Here is a 16,360-nt window from a genome sequence, read left to right as displayed (position 1 = left end):
GCAAAAGCTGGATTCTATTCAAATCAAAAAAAATCTCCGATGACAATCTCCACTCTTCTGGAATCGATCAAAAAATGTGTCCGAATTTCCCAACAGATTTGGAATATTCTAAGCAGTGGAATCCGAGCAAAATTAGCTTGGTTTACTGGCTCATTGATTGCCCTAACCATTATTTTACTCTCCTTTTTAACTGTTCGCCAACAAACAGAAATCCTAACCGAAAGTTATGAAAAACAGGCAAGTATCTCCCGAAATTTTATCGCTGGTTTGGTATTGGAAATAGAAGGGATTTCCCAAAACTTGATTCGCATTGAAGAATTCAGAAATCGCATCAACAAACAAAGAGAAGAACTAAAAAAATACCGAACAAAAAGTGAGGTGATTGAAGAAAAGACTGTATCTTTGTTTGGATTTAAGACCAAATTGTTCGGTGTCTTAGGAAAAGAAAAGGTTACCAAACAAGAAGAAACATTTTTTTCTTCATATCTCACTGAAGGTGAGGTGCGTTATTTGGAACAAAAAACCAGAGAGCAAATCAACAAAGCAGGCAAACACCCCTTAGCTGAAAGCCAATGGTTAGAACTCCAGAATTTAGCAAAGCAGTATGTTTCATCCGAATCTGCCAGTATCCAAACACTGCAAAAAAAAGACCAAACCAAAGACAAACTCAATCCAACACAAATTTTGAAATTGGACGAAACTGCTCGACAATTCCAAAAACAAGCCAGGTTCGCCAAATCAAAATTAGATTTAAAAATCTCTCAAATTTTTGCCGCCAATAAAAAAAGAAAACTAGAAGAACTTGGTTTAGATACAAGACTATTTAGGATCCAAATCTTTCCCCTTTTGAAAGGTAGTTCGGATTCCGTTTGGGAGGTTTCCTTTGATACAAGGATCCTTGATCCAGAAGCACAACTTTCCCTCTGGAAACATGATCCAAAACTTGACAAACACCTAGAGACTTCTTCGCGAAAGATATTGAAATCACTCGGCGAGTGGGAAGAGGATGCGAGTATAGGATTCGAATGGAAGTCTAGAGAGATACAAGCCTTACATGCACCCTTGTTTCGAAATCCTGCTTCTACCAAAAGAGCAGAAAATCTGATCAAAAACAAATTCAAACTTTCAAAATTTGCAAGTCTTCGAAAGGAAGATGAAGAGATTACGGAAAAAATCAAAACTCTCATCCCGCAAATCCGAAATCGGATACAAAGCCTAAAAAAAGCAAAACCACCTATTCCTCCTTTTCAAGACAGAGCCTTTAATCAGCTCTACCAGAATTATGATGAATTGATTCAAAAGCGAAACCAGAATTTTGATCTAATTGCCTTGGAATCCAATATTTCTGAGGCCAATCTCGAAAACTTTGAATTTTTAAGAAGTTTACGAGATTCTACATTAGAGGATTGGGTAACGCTCAAATTTAAGGCAGAACAGACCGATTATGAATCCTACTATGCCAATGATGAAGAAAGAGATAAAATCCGATATCGATGGCAAGCCATTCGCAATTGGATCAAAGAAGCAAAGTCCGAAACACCCAAACCAGAATTAAAAAAATTATTTCCTGATAGTTCTATTGCTCATTCAAGAAGTGAAGCGGAAGAAATCATGTGGAAGATCGATAGTCTACATTTATACGGGAGCGACAGCAACTCTTTAGGACCTGTCATACTCAAAGAAAATATTTCTGGGATCATCAGAACTCTTGTAGACCGAACAGATGGTATTCATGCAATTAAGAGCAATAGAAACCAAGTCGTTCTCACAGCTGTTAGTATTTGTTTATTTGCCGTTCTCTTGGCAATTTTTATCTCTGGAGTTGTCGTACAAAAAATCAAACGTATCATCAAAAGTGCGGAAGATGTCGGGAAAGGAAACCTAAATGTTATCTTTACCCATGGTGGCAATGATGAATTTGGTAACCTAACAGTTGCTCTCAATGAGATGGTTTCAGGCCTGCGGGATCGCGAAAAAATGAGAGGTATCTTGGGAAGCATGATCGATCCTGTAGTTGTGGGGGAGGCAATGAAAGATCTATCTGCTTTAAAACGCGGAAGTGAAAAAAATATCACCGCCTTTTTTTCGGATATTGCGGGTTTCTCTTTTATCTCTGAAAAATTAAAAGCATATGAACTAGCAAATTTATTGAATGAATATTTATCTGCAATGACAGCCATTCTAAAGGAATATGATGGAGTTTTGGACAAATACATTGGAGATGCAATCGTTGGCATCTTCAATGCGCCTGTAGATGTAGAAGATCATTGCACAAAAGCCGTCCTCGCAAGTTTGGCAATGCAGAAGAAAATGGAAGAACTCAAAGCCCATTGGAAAGCAAAAAATCTATACATACCGGAAGTCTATCAGATGAGCTTTCGGATTGGCCTTAACACAGGATTGAGTAAAGTAGGTTTTATGGGAACGGATGCTATCTCCGCCTATACAATGATGGGGGATACTGTAAATCTTGCAGCTCGACTAGAGGCTGCAGCAAAAGATTATGGAGTCAAGATTCTCGCATCCGAAAGTGTTTACCAAATTGTAAACGATAGAATTTTTACAAGAAAGCTTGATTTGGTACGTGTAAAGGGTAAGGCAAATACAGTCGTGTTGTATGAAATCATTTGCCCATTGGGAGAAGAGAGCGAACAAGAGAGACAATTTGTACACCAATACGAGGAAGCACTTTTTTCTTACATCAACCAATACTTTGATGAAGCAATCAAAAGATTAGAAAAGGCAATGATAGATGCAAATAGAAAAGACATTGCTAGCATCCAACTCATCGGGCGTTGCAAAGAATACTTAGAAAATCCTCCAGGAAACAATTGGGATGGAGTATTTACAAGAACACATAAATAAAAAAGGTACGTAAGAGTATGAAGATAAGATTAGAAAGAAAAGAGAAACCATTTGTCCTCGAGGCAACAAATGAAACTGGAAATTCAATTCTATTGGATGCATCTCCAGAAATAGGTGGGAGAAATGCAGGGACAAGGCCGATGGAGCTTCTCATTATGGGACTTGCTGGTTGCACAAGCATTGATGTGTTGATGATTTTAGGAAAACAAAAAGTAGATCTCAAGGATTACCAAGTGGAAATCGATGCTTCTAGGGAAAAGGTAGGCCAGGCTTCTTTATTTAAAGAAATCCATATAAAGTTCAAAATGTTTGGTGAGGTTACAGAAGAACAAGCAAAGAATGCAATCAACTTAAGTCTTGAAAAGTATTGTTCGGTAGCTAAAACTTTAGAAAAAACTGCCACCATCACTTATGAGTTGACTATCCAAAACGACTGATTATTTTTTCTCGTTCAGTTTCCAGCTATATTCATTGAATTCGACCAAGGCATCAATTTTGATCTTTTCCTCAAAACCTTCTTGGATAAACTCAATGAGGGTTGATTGTTTTGTGAAATCTTCTTTAAACCAGTCGAAAATTTTGCTAAGGTAGAGAATATTTTTCTTACTGTCATAAGAATTTTTTTTTGGATCACGCAGAAAAGAAAGTTTTGCTGTTTTTAATTGTATTTCCATCTGTTTGCCAGTATATGCCTCCCCTTTTAAAAGGGGGCAACCTAGCGAGGCACAGACGATTGCAAAGTGAATTCTTGGCTCAGAAAAATCTTTTCTTAACTTTTGGTGTTCTATCCAATCCAAATTCCTAGTTTCACCCAACAAACTAAAAAAATTTTTTTTCCATGGTGCTCCTCTCGCTAAGTTAAGCAAAGGGAGAGGGCCACCGATATCCGAGATACTCTTTACAGGGTAGTGGTCTAAAATGAGTCTTATGGTAAAAGCATTGTATGCATTGATCAAAAAAGCCAATTTTTCAGATTTGGTGAACGATTTGTACTCTTCTTCACTTACCTGAGACAATGAACCCAGATATTGTTCCAAAAGTACATTGTCTTTCTGGAATTCTTTGTAAGCAACCAAACCTTCCGATGTAACATACTTTTTGAGAAGAGTATCCCAGATTTTGTGGCTCTGGTCAAAATCCTTTGCTTGAGCGGTTTGGATACAAAGTAGATAGACAAATACGAAGAATAGAACTCTCATTGAGATTCATATGACCACATACTCCGTGATTTTGCAAACAATCTTTTCTCCCCCAAATCTATTGACTCTGCTGAGGATTTTGTTCATTCCACTCACTTTGTATTTTTTTGAGGCACGGAGCTGGTCTTTTGCTTTTCCCCTACTCTTCTTTATTCTTTTGACAGACGCATTGGATGGTTGGATTGCACGTAAGTGGAATCTGATATCTACCTTTGGTTCTATTTTAGATCCCATTGCCGATAAACTTGTAGTTCTTGGATTTTTTCTATATTTGACTGGGAAAGGGCTTGTACCTTTCTACTATGTAATCCTCATCTGCCTACGGGATCTATCGCAACTTTCCGTCGTACCCGTCTTAGTTTTATGGAAGAAAATTAGCTTTCAGGTAAAACCGAAGTTCATCCCCAAATTAGGGACAGCACTTAACTTTGTCATATTAGCATACTACTTGTTATGCTACTCTTCTACCGAGATTGATTTTTTAGATCCTTACTTGGTAGGTTTCGGGTATGTGATTCTGCCCATCCTCATCCTAAGTAGTTGCATAGAAATGTACATCCTATTGACTTTTTGGCCTAGGTACCGTCTGATCTTTTTAGGAAAGCACGATACTTTCGAATGATCAAGAAAGACTATTGAGATACCGACTCATGGCTTGGATGACAACTTGCGGGATTTCGTGGCCACCAGGAAATCCTACGAACTCTCCTAGTAGTCCACTTTCTCTGAAGAGTCTCTCCAATTGTTTTGCGCTCGCATAACCAAGGACTTGGTCATACTCTCCATGAGATTGCAAAAACCTTAGATTTTGTTTTTTGGGTGCCAGTGTCTTCCAAAGGGATTCATTTACCAGGGCTCCTGAAAGCACCATCAGTCCTTTGGGACTAGTCTCAGAACGTAGACTGAGGTCCGTTGCTAACATGGCACCTTGAGAAAAGCCACCTAAAATAATTTGGTCAAACGGAACGCCTAATGTATGCAACATGAGTAGAGCAGCATCTCTTGCCACTGACATACCTTCTGGGTCTCTATCCGCAAAATTACGAAAATTTTTTGTGCGCATAGCTTCTTCTAAGGCAGCCATATCGATAGGAAACCAAGCTCTTCCATTATAACCCGGCATAATGGGTACTTTGAGATGCCCGTTTGCAAAAACCCAATTGAAATTCTGCTCTGTTGTTAAGACTTCATGGATCGGATACAGATCATAAGCACTGGCTCCATATCCGTGGAAGATAACGATAGTGGGGGCATCTGGGTCACCTTGCACACGGATGACCTCTAGAGGACCTAAGGTTTCTAATGGTTCTTCTTCTAACATAATGAATCCTTCATACAGAAAATAATTCTAACTGCCCATCCTCGTTTTTGGGCTTAGAGTTTAAATTGGAAATGGAAATCCCCAGTAATCTGATTTTTTGTAAATGTTCCGAGTCCTCATTCCAAAGATTTGTAAATAAAATAGAGGATTGTTCAAAGAGGTCATGTGCCAAGTACAAAAAGTTTGAGAAACTTTGGCTTTTGGAACGGACCATAAAATCAGAATATTTGACTTTGATAGTAATTGTTTTCCCTTGCCTTTGCTTTTTTTCCATGCGCAAAGCCAGCTCTTCCGAAAGTGCATTCAATTGAGATAAAAGAAATGGCAGATCAGAACTGTCTCGTAAAAAAGTAGTCTCAACACCGATTGATTTTGCCTCACGGTAAGGAACAACGGGTCTGTCATCAATCCCTCGCATCATTTGAAAAAAAGATTTTCCCATTTTTCCGAATAATTTAATGAGTTCTTCTTCCTTCACATTCAAAAGATCTCTTCCTCGCTCATAACCCAATTCTTTGAGTCGCAAAGCCGTCTTCTGCCCTATCCCATGAAATTGTGATAAACTCAGATCAGAGAGAAAGGATTCTGTTTCTTCTGGTAGAATCACACAGAGGCCGTTCGGTTTATTTTTTTCTGAGGCCATCTTTGCCAGAAATTTTGTAGAAGCCACTCCGGCTGAACAAGTGAGTGAAGTTTTTTCGAACACCTTCCTTCGGATTTCTTTTGCTATGGTACTAGCATGAGGAATGTGGCGTTTGTTGGTGGTGACATCTAGATAGGCTTCATCTAAAGATAGAGGCTCCACCAAATCTGTATATTCAAAGAATATTTCCCTAATCTCTTTTGAGATTTGTTTATAAACATCGAAACGTGGCGCGGTAAAAATTGCGGTTGGGCATAATTGGTAGGCTCGGTAACAAGGCATAGCCGATCGTATGCCAAAGGTCCTTGCTTCATAGCTCGCAGCACAAACAACTCCTCTGCTATGTGGAGATCCACCTACAACGACTGGTTTTCCTTTCCATTCAGGTCTATCCCTTTGTTCTACTGATGCGTAAAAAGCATCCATATCAATATGTATGATTTTACGGCTTGAAGTCATCTGTGGATTCTCTTTCCAATTTTAAGTTGCCAAAGCAATCCGCCAAGATAAGTTTTATGCGAGTGGGTACTATTTCTGCAAAAATCTTAGTGGTAGATGACAATGAAACCAATATTGAAATCATCACACACATTCTTCTATCTGCAGGATATGAAATTGCTGTCGCTTATGACGGCGAATATGCCCTTGAGCTTTTAGAGGCATTGGATTTTGATCTGATCCTCTTAGACATTCTTTTGCCAGGGATAAGTGGCCTAGAGGCAGCCAAACAAATCTTAAATCATAACCAAAAGAAGGATACACCGATCATCTTTCTTTCAGCCTTAAACGAAACATCGGATATAGTAAGAGGATTGAATGCAGGTGCAGTCGATTATATTTCCAAGCCATTCCAAGAAGAAGAAGTACTTGCACGAATCCGCAACCAACTGAGGATCCGAGACCTAGAAAAAGAAAAGAATAGGTTGATCCAAGCGATCAACAATGACCTAGACCTGGCAAAAGCAAACCAACAAAACTTGGTCAGTTACCACTTCCCACCTTCACCTGCCTATCAAATCTATTCCTCCTATACTCCTATGGATAAGATTGGAGGTGACCTGATCACATATGACTTGTTAGTAAACGGTGATCTGGATATTCTTTTTGGTGATGTCACGGGCCATGGAATTGCGGCGGCTATGGTATCGCTCATGGCCATCATAACTTTCAAGACGATGAATAAATCTTTCATGAGTCCGAGTGAATGTATGACTTGGATACACAATACACTTGGACCTATGATTTCCAGTCATTTCATTAGTGGAGTCTATTTGAGGTACAATCCAGAAAACAAATTGATATCTTACTCAATGGCGGGCCACCATCCGATTTTTTTAATCCGCAGAGACCAAATCCTTAAGCTTGGAACAAAAGGATTTTGTTTGATGATGTTCCCTCAATTGCAAATTGAAAATGAAGAAATGATCCTTGAAAGTGGGGATAAGCTATTTTTGTTCAGTGACGGCATGTTTGAAGTTCCGAACAAAGAAGACCATTATATGGGTGAATCCGCATTTGAAGGCATAGTAAAAAAATATTTGGAACTTGGAGGTGAATCCTTTCTAAAAAATGTACAATCCGAAGTTCTAGAATATGCAAATGGTATGATCGCAGATGATATGACTATGCTTCTTCTGGAGATCAACTAATGCCGATTACCTGGTCCATTATTTTTCTTTTGCTTTTGGTATCTTTTGTTTTTGGTGTGTCTATATCCATTTTATTCTTTTTCCTTCAGAAATCCTCTTCCGTCTTTTCCAAAAAAATCGACCAAGATATTTATGAAACTGCAAACTCTATTATCATCAGATGGAAGCCTGATTTTTCCGTTATCTCCATCAATCCATATGCTGAGGATTTTTTTTCTATACCGTCAAAGGATGCAATAGGTAAACATATCTTAAAATTCTTATTTTTGGTACCAGAAGAAAGAGCAGAAAGACTAAAACTCTTTTTGCTGAATATTCTCAATTTACCAGATCAATTCGTGCGACAAGAATACGAAGTGTACCTCAAAGATGGTACAAAAAAAACTATTACTTGGTCAAATCGAGTCTTTAGAGACAAAAATGGTAACCCGATAGAGATTTTATCCATTGGTAATGATATCACAAATAGAATTTTAGCCGAAGAAAAACTTAAGACTGCCGCAAAACAGGCAAAGAACGCAAACCAATCAAAATCTATTTTCTTTTCTAAGATTACCCATGAACTTCGAACACCTTTACATGCAGTGATTGGTTTCTCTCAAATTCTAGAAAAAGACCCAGGTCTTCCTAACCATTTGCGCGGATATGTGGAATCTATGTACAAAAATGGTCTACACCTTCTCAGTCTGATCAATGATCTTTTGGACCTCTCCAAAATTGAGGCAGGTAAAATGACAGAATCTTCAGATTTGTTCACTCTGGGAAAAATTTGGGAAAATCTCTTCTCGTTGTTTGCCTACCAGTTCGTTGAAAAGAAAATCCGTTTCTCTCTGGTCCAAAGAAAGATAGATTACGATAGAATATACATTGGTGATGAACAAAAAATCCTGCAAATATTGATCAATCTACTTGGCAATGCCTTAAAATTTACAAACCGAGGGGAGGTAACAGTTGATATTGATATTATCCCTTCCAAGGCAAAGGACCAATCGAGTTTTGAAGTCATTGTCTTTCGAGTCAAAGATACTGGCCAAGGCATCGCAAAAGACCAGTTAGAACGTATTTTTGAGGCCTTCCACCAAGGGGAAAATAGCTCCTCTTACCAAAAAGGAACTGGCTTAGGACTATCCATATCACATCAGTTAGTTGAATTTTTAGGAGGTACGATTTCTGTGCAAAGCGAAGTTTCTTTTGGTTCCCAGTTTGAATTCCAAATCCCACTAAAAATCTCCAACCAAGAAACAAATCCTATCATCAAAAGCCCTGTCATCCAGAGAATCAGTACAGATCATCTACGAACAGATGAAGAATCCCTTCAAGAAGAGATACTTCTCGTACAAACATTTCTGAAGGAAACCGAAGAGAACATTCAGAAGGAAATCTTAAAATCCATTCGTTTCCAAGATTTCACTCGATTAAAAGAACTGTTACGTAACCTTCCAGAAAGATCAGATGCGATTGAATTACTGAACCAAAAGATAGCGGAAAAAAAGTTTAAATTTTTCATTTCCTTGATCCAATCTATCTAAATGCTTAAGGGTTCTTTGTGAGTATCTGGACTTGGTTAACCCCTCTCTTTTTCAAAAACTCCGATACCTCTAGAAAAAGATAGAACGGGACTTTTTTTTCTAATTCGAGCACTACCATCATTTTATTATCTGCACTGATTTTAAGATTCAATTCTTTATAGAATAGATCTTTCTCTAGTTCAGTTTGATTCAAAAAAAAAGTTTCATTATTTTTGATACTAATTAAGATTCTGGATTTTTGGTCGCCTAAACTCTGTGATTCGACAGATGGCAAATCCAATTCTATAAACGAGTGCAAATCGGTAAAACGAACCGATAGCATCAGAAAAATTAGCAATATAAAAAGTATATCTAAAAGACTGCTTAGATCCAAATTGGACCTTCTCTTTCTACGAAGAGAGCTCATATCAGCTCTTTTTGCTCCTGATATGAGATTCCTTTAGTTTAAAGAAAAGGGATTCTAATATTTGTGAGTAGATCTGGAATGGGATCGCAACCAGTAAACCTACGATTGTCGTCAATAAGGCATCTTTGATACCACCAGCGAGTACATCCATAGTCGCCTTACCAGCTGCTTGCATCTCCGAAAATGAGGTATAAATTCCAAGTACCGTTCCCAAAAGCCCAAGTAGCATTGCAATCGAAGCAAAGGAAGGAAACCAATCGAGTGCCATCTCAATATTGGCAACTTCAAGATCAAAGTCTTCCTCTTCCCTTTGGCTGGAAACTCCTGTCGCTCTCTTGAGATTGGATTTTGCTTTTTGCATTTCTTTGATGAGGTAGAGAAAAGTTCCCAAACCCAAGATAGAAAATATTCCCAATACAACTAAAATGAAATTTGCACCCTGCGAAATTGTCCCATTCATGGAAGAAAAGCCTACTATGAGCCAGTATCAATTACCCAGCCCTGAAAAGAAACCTGAATATGTAAAATCCAATTTTGATGACATTGCAAAAGCCTATGACAGATTCAATGATTGGAATAGTTTTTTCTTACACCGAAATTGGAAAAATTGGCTCGTCGATCAAATCAAAACCAACACAGAAAAGCCGACAGTGGGTCTGGACTTATGCTGTGGGACTGGTGACATTACAAAAAGGCTCCGTGAGACATTCCCAAAGACAGTTCAAATAATAGGATTGGATTTTTCCGAAAATATGCTCTCGTACGCCAAGCATAAATTAAACGAAGATGATACCGTAAAACTCATCGTAGGTGATGCAATGAACTTGAAAGATTTTTCTGATGGTTCTGTCGACTTTGTCAGTATGGGTTTTGGTTTACGAAATGTCTCAGACCTACATAAGTGCTTAAAAGAAATACACCGCATTCTAAAGCCAGATGGCGTTTTCATAAATTTGGATGTAGGTAAGGTAAAGCCAAAATTCTTGAAGTTCTTTGCAGACTTTTATTTTTTCAAAATCGTTCCTATCTTTGGCTACTTAATCTTTGGTTCCCAACATGAAATGTTTGATTATCTACCTCATTCTTCCACGACCTACCCTGACCAAGATACCCTTCTCAAAATTCTTGTCGGTATGGGGTTTAAGGAAGTTCGCTACCGAAATTTTGTCTTTGGGAACGCCGTAGCACATATAGCGAAGAAATCTTGATAGATGATTGGGAATCTTTTCGTCTATGGAAGCTTAAAGGATGCTGTTCGGATCCGATCAGCTTTGCCAAAGGCTTTTGTCCTGCGAAAGAATGTGAGGATTTTTGGCTATGAAATGTATGAGTATGAGAGATATCCGATCCTTCTTCCCAAATGGGGGAGCTCGGTTTGGGGAGAGATCCACCTTCTGCCTGACTCAGACTGGGAAGTTTTGGATGCCTACGAAGAGACCCATCTCGGGGTATACGAAAGGATTTTCGACGAAACCTACTCTTTTTACCTATACATTGCAGGAGCCAATGCCAAAATCAAAACATCTGCCCTTCTCCCAGAAGGCCTTTGGCCCTCTGATGAGTTTGGGTAACTGTTCTCTTTTCGGGACATAGTTCCTAAATGAGAAAAAAAAATAGGCTTAGTACCGTACAAATGCTAGGATTTCCTATGAAAATCCCTCATTTTTTTGGAGAGAGGCTTGTCAAAATCCAATTTTTGTCGTAATATTTACTAGGTAGGAACCATTTATATGAAAAAGACGCTCATCATACTCGTGATTCCCTTTCTCTTTTTGGCTTGTTCCAACAAGAAAAAAGGATTACTTCTTCTCCCTCCAGGTTTGTTAGGCGGAGATAGCAATTCTTCTAGCACACAGGCGCCAACTTCGGCAGACTCGAACACCTTTTCGGTAGTAGGATTAGATGCCACTGCGACTACAGGCACTAGCTCTGGCAGCTCAAGTGGTAGTTCCACGGGAGGCACAGGCAGCACAACGGAGACCAGCCCTACTACCGTTACCTCTACCACAACCACTACCGTTGTGAACCAGACAACAGCCAATGGTGGCTTTAACTTTGAAACAAATGTTACCGTGCCCATCACAGTTAATTTGCAAAACGAAGCGGGCCCGATCGCAAACGCACCTGTCACGATCTCAGAAAATTCTACTGGAGAAACCAATGTTCTTGGCCAAGGAAATACCGATGCCAATGGTTCTGCTACGATCAATATTTCGGTTCCGCCGACTGTTGTAGAGGTTGCCATCAGTGTCGTTGGAGTGAACCCAAGCACAGGCCAAGTAGAGGAAATTACAGGTTCGGCTCCTATCCAATTGTCCAATAACAATGGAACCGTCATCGTTTCACCAACAGTCAATTTAGTTGCCGACCAGTTCCAACCAGTGAACGGCTGTGTTGCGGCAGTGGACACAGATTGTGATGGTGTTGCCAACCTTTACGATGAATTTCCGGAAGACCCAAATCTATCTTCTACCGCACGTTCGGGAAGATACACAATTGCCTTCGAAGATTTATTCCCAAATGCTGGGGATGCGGATCTTAACGACCACACCACTGTATTTAGCACTGAAATGGACAAAACTCCAGACAATAAAGTGAAAGAGATCCGAGGGATATTCACACACGTAGGAAAAGGAGCAGGTTATAACCACGAACTTCGATTGAAGTTGGATGTAAACTCTGCAGCTACTGTCCAAATCTCCTATGTAGATGGATCTGGTAACCCTTGGTCTGGATGTGCTGGCGCAACAAAATACGTGTCAGGCGCCTCGGGAGACTGTACGGGTGGGAACTTGAGTGCTCAAGCCCTCAAAACAGGTATTTTGATTTTACCTAGCTCAGACAAAACTTTGTTCGGAAAGCAAAACTCTCCAGCACCCAATGCAAGCTTCACAGCAAACGATTTTGTGAGAGGAGTGACGGCAAATATTACGATCACTTTCGACCAAGCTGTTGATTTAAATACTGCAAAGAATACTGTTGGGGGACACCTCAATTACTTCTTAGCCTTCAACCAAAAAACAAATGGCGTATACCGACAAATCTACCGCCCAGGCTTTGTGTTTGATGGCAGTGGTAAAGATGTTTATATAGACTCCAAAGGCTTCCCTTGGGCCATTATCGTTCCTGGTGTCTTCAACCACCCAACGGCTGGTTCTGATATCCGAAAAGCTTCTTCTACTGGCTATGCCTACTTCAATACTTGGGCGGAGTCTTTCGGTGTCCAACACAAAGATTGGTATACCCAAGTGACAAATCCAACCTACATAGTAAAGGTAAAGGATTTCTATACAGAGACTGGATTTTCAGCCTACCTAGTAAAGGCAGTGAAGTCCAATATCTTTGAAATCTCAGCAAGTTTGATTGTTCTCGGAGCTGCTATGGGCTTCCTTTTCAAAAAACGAGCTACGAAAAAATCCGCTTAGTTTCGGTTTTTCGCACGAAGCCATAGGAGAAACCCTTCCCAAGCACCTTGGGGGGGTTTTTCTTTGTACCATGCCTGAACTTATCTTTGCCAATACAGATTACTTCCTTTCGGGAGCATGGGAAACTGCATTGGCAATGGGAAAGACAAGCCCCATTCTCATAGATCCGAAATGGGAAGGAACCTCTCTCCATTCCCAACTCCAAACAAGTTTGCACAAACTTCCCTCAGCGGAAGACGGTCATTTCTGGATGGCGACTTCTGGTTCCACTGGCACCATCAAATTGGTGGAAAAATCCCTCGCGGAATTGAGAGCAGAAGTGGACTTTTGGATCGATGCCTCAGCCTTAGCATGGAAGCTATCGGAGATCGATAGATTCTTTGTTTCTGTGCCCCTCTGCCATTTGTACGGTCTTCTATGGGGCTATCTGATCCCCAAAACCTTAGGAAAGCCGATTTTTTTACATGCTTTTCGAGATCCAAAAGATGGCTTGCCATCTGAAAAATCCAAACATGATCTACTGGTCTCCATCCCCTATCTCATTGATCGGAACCTGCAAGAAAAGCAAAACCTACCCCAAAAAATTCTCAGTTCTGGAGCAAAGTTCCCCGTACCCTTGGCCAAACGAATACGAGAGATGGGTCACTATTCTGTGCAAGAAATCTATGGATCAACGGAAACAGGAGCTATGGGCGTTCGGGATCCATTGTTTGAAGCAAGATTTTATTTGTTAGCTAGTGTGGAACCAAAGAGCAAATGGATAGATGGCCAATCCATACTCCAAGTAAAGAGTCCATTTATCTCCAAAAGAGCTTTCAAAGATTCGGGAGACCATTGGATAGCAGAATCCCTCTTAGACGAAAATGGATTTTACGAGACAGGCGATGCAGGGGAACTGAATGAAGACCAATGGAATCTCCATGGACGAGTGGATCGTATCATCAAACGGAAAGGGAAAAGAGTATCTCTCGACCATATTGAAAATTTAATCCAAAGTCTAGACCATGAAATGAAGGAAATCTTCTGTGCATCAAAATCCGTTGGCGGCGAAGACAGAGTGTACTGTTTTTATGTGGGAGGTAAGATGAAAGGATCTTTTTTGGAGACCATGCAGGCTGAACTTCCAAAGAGTTTACTCCCAGACGAAATCATAGAAATGGAGAGCCTTCCAAAGTTACCCAATGGAAAAACAGACAACCGTGCCCTACTAAAAAGTTTACCTTAACAACTTACAGACGAATCTCACCAGACGGCAGGAAGTAATTGGGATGCAATGAAAAAAAATGACCACCCTTTCTAAGAATCTTAAGGTATTCACTGCCTCCGGGGATTTCTCCTTTCCATATGTAGACATTTTCCTTTTGCAATTCTGCCAATTGCTGTGACAAGAGTTCTTTCTTTTGGTTCAACCAAAACAATTCAAAGCTCTGTTGGTCCGATTCTCCAAGGATCTCTAAGGTCTTTTTTCCGCTTGCGAAGGATTTCGCCAATTTCCATTCCACACCTCTAGTATGGAATTGATGGAAGGGGAATGTATCGCTCGCATACACGGAAACAAAGGTCTGGTATGAACCTATTTCCTTCTTTCGAAAGTCCGAGCCCGTTCCCTTCCCGATCAAATCCTGGGTAAAAAATAAGAGATAGTGAAGTGGAAGACCGATTGAGAGTATGATCACCATATACCGAAACCAATTTGTATATCGCAATTGCCTAACTTTCTGGCTCACATCAGCTAGCGGGTAAAACAATAAACACAAGGCAACAAATGCGCCATCTGGATGTTGCACCATCATCCCAAATTGAAAGGGAACTACCAAAAATAGGAATGATAGATAGGCAGACCTTTCCCAGACAGTCAAGGCTACAAACAATAAGACCAAAATCGACCCGACCACTCCCAAGTCATGAAGAATCGCTAAACCAAAATTAGGTGGCACATCAACGAGGTCTGTCTTCAATTGTTTTCCTTTTCCTTCCCGTAAAAGAATGGGAAGAGAACCTAAGCCCTTCCCAAAAGTCGGAGATTCCTTAAAACTCGCCCATGAAACCTCAATCAAATCAAAACGAGTCTCATCTAAATCTTTTAGAGCCTCCCATCCTTTTTTCTGCATGAAGGCTGACTGAAAGTTTACATATCGAACACCAAATTCTTTTAGAACTGAATCTGTAGGTAGTTTTGAAAAACCATACAAAATAGCAACGAGAAGTAAAGGCAATACAATAATACATATAGCGCGCGTTATGTGTAAATATAAATTGACTTTGATTAGTTTTTTTGTCACAGAAAAAATCAAAAAAACAAACAAGCTAGGAAGCCAAATCGCCCAAAAAGTTTTTGCCTGTGATAGCCCAAGATCAGATACCAAGAGAACTAGAGGAAGGATCAAAAAGTAACCAAAGCGGTCTTTAGACTTTTTGTATTTCTCATATAAAAAGAAAAGGAAAAATAAAGCAAGAGTAGGAACAATCCAGGAAGAAGAACCTGAATCGATAAACATTCCAGGTGCCCGTTTTGCTCCAACGGATGTTCCAGATCCTTTGGTGAAAAAACCGAATGAATAGTGGGATTGCATGAAAATAACAAATAACTGAATTAAAAATCCTAATAGAATTCCGAATAACAAATGCTTTCTGATCGAATCCCTTTGGTGGCTGATATGAAATCTCTCTTCCGCAAAAAAGTAGAGTATAGGCAAAAATAATGCCAAGAAGATAGTTGTCGGCACGGACATAAAGGTTCTCGAAGAAATACCTGGCAGGTATTGGTATTCTGGTACCTGGAACTGTGTGATAGAGCTAAACCCATATCCTTGCAAATAAACACAAAACAAGAGAACAACTAACCACAATAATATGTAAGTGGGGGTATAGAAAAATAAACTAGGTTGTTGGATGCTCACAGGGTTTCGAATCTTCCATTGGGTTACAATTTGATCGGATTGTTTGGGCAGTTCAGACTCCCCTTGCCCGCTCATCACAAGTAAAATTTCCCTTAAAACGATGCCTAAAATGGACCCTAAAAAGAGTCCGACCAAATCATGTAAGTAAAAGCTAGCTGTGACCTCAAAAGCATCACCAACTCGCGTGAGAAGGATAGCTCCAATCGCAGTGAAAATACGTCCAAATTTTCTTCCATAGAGTTGAGGGAAAAAGGCAAAGGAAAATTGAAAGAGAAAACTAGGCACAAACCAATTGGTTTGGAGAGGGAAAACGAAACGATACAAGGAAAATGTGAAATAGGAAAGGAAACTGAAGAACAGTACGGCTTCCCAAGGAACTTTTTTAAAACGCTGAAGGTATACCACTATCCTTTGTGGATACAG

At 39.8% G+C, this 16,360-nt stretch carries 15 protein-coding genes; 9 read left to right on the top strand and 6 right to left on the bottom strand.

What is annotated here, in order from left to right; genetic code table 11:
* Positions 1–39 precede the first annotated feature (39 nt).
* Together DI060_RS18115 and DI060_RS18110 are read left to right on the top strand one after the other, a co-directional pair.
* Positions 40–2,865 (top strand): adenylate/guanylate cyclase domain-containing protein, encoded by a 2,826-nt coding sequence (locus tag DI060_RS18115; RefSeq protein ID WP_108978397.1) that lies wholly within the window; start codon positions 40–42, stop codon positions 2,863–2,865.
* 17 nt (positions 2,866–2,882) lie between these two features.
* A complete protein-coding gene (locus tag DI060_RS18110) occupies positions 2,883–3,302 on the top strand; it encodes an OsmC family protein (protein WP_108978396.1) in 420 nt (139 codons plus the stop codon).
* On the opposite strand, the gene DI060_RS18105 is transcribed toward DI060_RS18110, so the two are convergent.
* The gene (locus DI060_RS18105; RefSeq protein ID WP_108978395.1) at positions 3,303–4,064 is read right to left on the bottom strand and encodes a DUF547 domain-containing protein; all 762 of its coding nucleotides are present in this window, start codon (positions 4,062–4,064) and stop codon (positions 3,303–3,305) included. It lies immediately after the preceding gene.
* 10 nt (positions 4,065–4,074) lie between these two features.
* Here DI060_RS18105 and DI060_RS18100 point away from each other — a divergent pair, with 10 nt between their 5' ends.
* Positions 4,075–4,686, top strand: coding sequence for a CDP-alcohol phosphatidyltransferase family protein (locus tag DI060_RS18100; protein ID WP_108978394.1), 612 nt, complete (start codon positions 4,075–4,077; stop codon positions 4,684–4,686).
* Here DI060_RS18100 and DI060_RS18095 read toward each other — a convergent pair whose 3' ends face one another.
* Positions 4,687–5,385 (bottom strand): alpha/beta hydrolase, encoded by a 699-nt coding sequence (locus DI060_RS18095; RefSeq protein ID WP_108978393.1) that lies wholly within the window; start codon positions 5,383–5,385, stop codon positions 4,687–4,689.
* 10 nt (positions 5,386–5,395) lie between these two features.
* The gene (dinB, locus tag DI060_RS18090) at positions 5,396–6,487 is read right to left on the bottom strand and encodes a DNA polymerase IV (protein ID WP_108978392.1); all 1,092 of its coding nucleotides are present in this window, start codon (positions 6,485–6,487) and stop codon (positions 5,396–5,398) included.
* 2 nt (positions 6,488–6,489) lie between these two features.
* On the opposite strand from dinB, the gene DI060_RS18085 reads away from it, so the two are divergent.
* On the top strand, positions 6,490–7,677 hold the full coding sequence (locus DI060_RS18085) for a PP2C family protein-serine/threonine phosphatase (protein ID WP_244594501.1): 1,188 nt from the start codon (positions 6,490–6,492) through the stop codon (positions 7,675–7,677).
* Positions 7,677–9,206, top strand: a complete 1,530-nt coding sequence (locus DI060_RS18080) for a sensor histidine kinase (RefSeq protein WP_108978391.1) — start codon at positions 7,677–7,679, stop codon at positions 9,204–9,206. Before DI060_RS18085 ends, DI060_RS18080 begins: the two co-directional genes overlap by 1 nt.
* Before the next feature lie 4 nt (positions 9,207–9,210).
* On the opposite strand, the gene DI060_RS18075 is transcribed toward DI060_RS18080, so the two are convergent.
* Together DI060_RS18075 and DI060_RS18070 are read right to left on the bottom strand one after the other, a co-directional pair.
* Positions 9,211–9,612, bottom strand: a complete 402-nt coding sequence (locus DI060_RS18075; RefSeq protein ID WP_108978390.1) for an ExbD/TolR family protein — start codon at positions 9,610–9,612, stop codon at positions 9,211–9,213.
* 1 nt (position 9,613) lies between these two features.
* Positions 9,614–10,072 carry a MotA/TolQ/ExbB proton channel family protein gene (locus DI060_RS18070; protein WP_108978389.1) on the bottom strand — a complete coding sequence of 153 codons (459 nt, stop codon included), beginning with the start codon at positions 10,070–10,072 and terminating at the stop codon, positions 9,614–9,616.
* Between the two features lie 16 nt (positions 10,073–10,088).
* Between DI060_RS18070 and DI060_RS18065 the strand changes: the two genes are divergently transcribed.
* From DI060_RS18065 to DI060_RS18050, 4 genes are all read left to right on the top strand, one after another.
* The gene (locus DI060_RS18065; protein ID WP_108978452.1) at positions 10,089–10,820 is read left to right on the top strand and encodes a ubiquinone/menaquinone biosynthesis methyltransferase; all 732 of its coding nucleotides are present in this window, start codon (positions 10,089–10,091) and stop codon (positions 10,818–10,820) included.
* A 3-nt stretch (positions 10,821–10,823) separates the two neighbouring features.
* The gene (locus DI060_RS18060; protein WP_108978388.1) at positions 10,824–11,183 is read left to right on the top strand and encodes a gamma-glutamylcyclotransferase family protein; all 360 of its coding nucleotides are present in this window, start codon (positions 10,824–10,826) and stop codon (positions 11,181–11,183) included.
* 159 nt (positions 11,184–11,342) lie between these two features.
* Positions 11,343–13,037 (top strand): LruC domain-containing protein, encoded by a 1,695-nt coding sequence (locus DI060_RS18055; protein ID WP_108978387.1) that lies wholly within the window; start codon positions 11,343–11,345, stop codon positions 13,035–13,037.
* Positions 13,038–13,107: 70 nt separating this feature from the next.
* Positions 13,108–14,262, top strand: coding sequence for an AMP-binding protein (locus DI060_RS18050; protein WP_108978386.1), 1,155 nt, complete (start codon positions 13,108–13,110; stop codon positions 14,260–14,262).
* Between the two features lie 4 nt (positions 14,263–14,266).
* Here DI060_RS18050 and DI060_RS18045 read toward each other — a convergent pair whose 3' ends face one another.
* Complete coding sequence (locus DI060_RS18045; RefSeq protein WP_108978385.1) at positions 14,267–16,342, bottom strand: hypothetical protein; 2,076 nt, start codon at positions 16,340–16,342, stop codon at positions 14,267–14,269.
* Between the last annotated feature and the right edge of the window lie 18 nt (positions 16,343–16,360).

It is taken from the genome of Leptospira ryugenii (genome assembly GCF_003114855.1).
Classification (GTDB): domain Bacteria; phylum Spirochaetota; class Leptospiria; order Leptospirales; family Leptospiraceae; genus Leptospira_A; species Leptospira_A ryugenii.
This window is presented reverse-complemented; position numbering and strand designations above follow the sequence as displayed.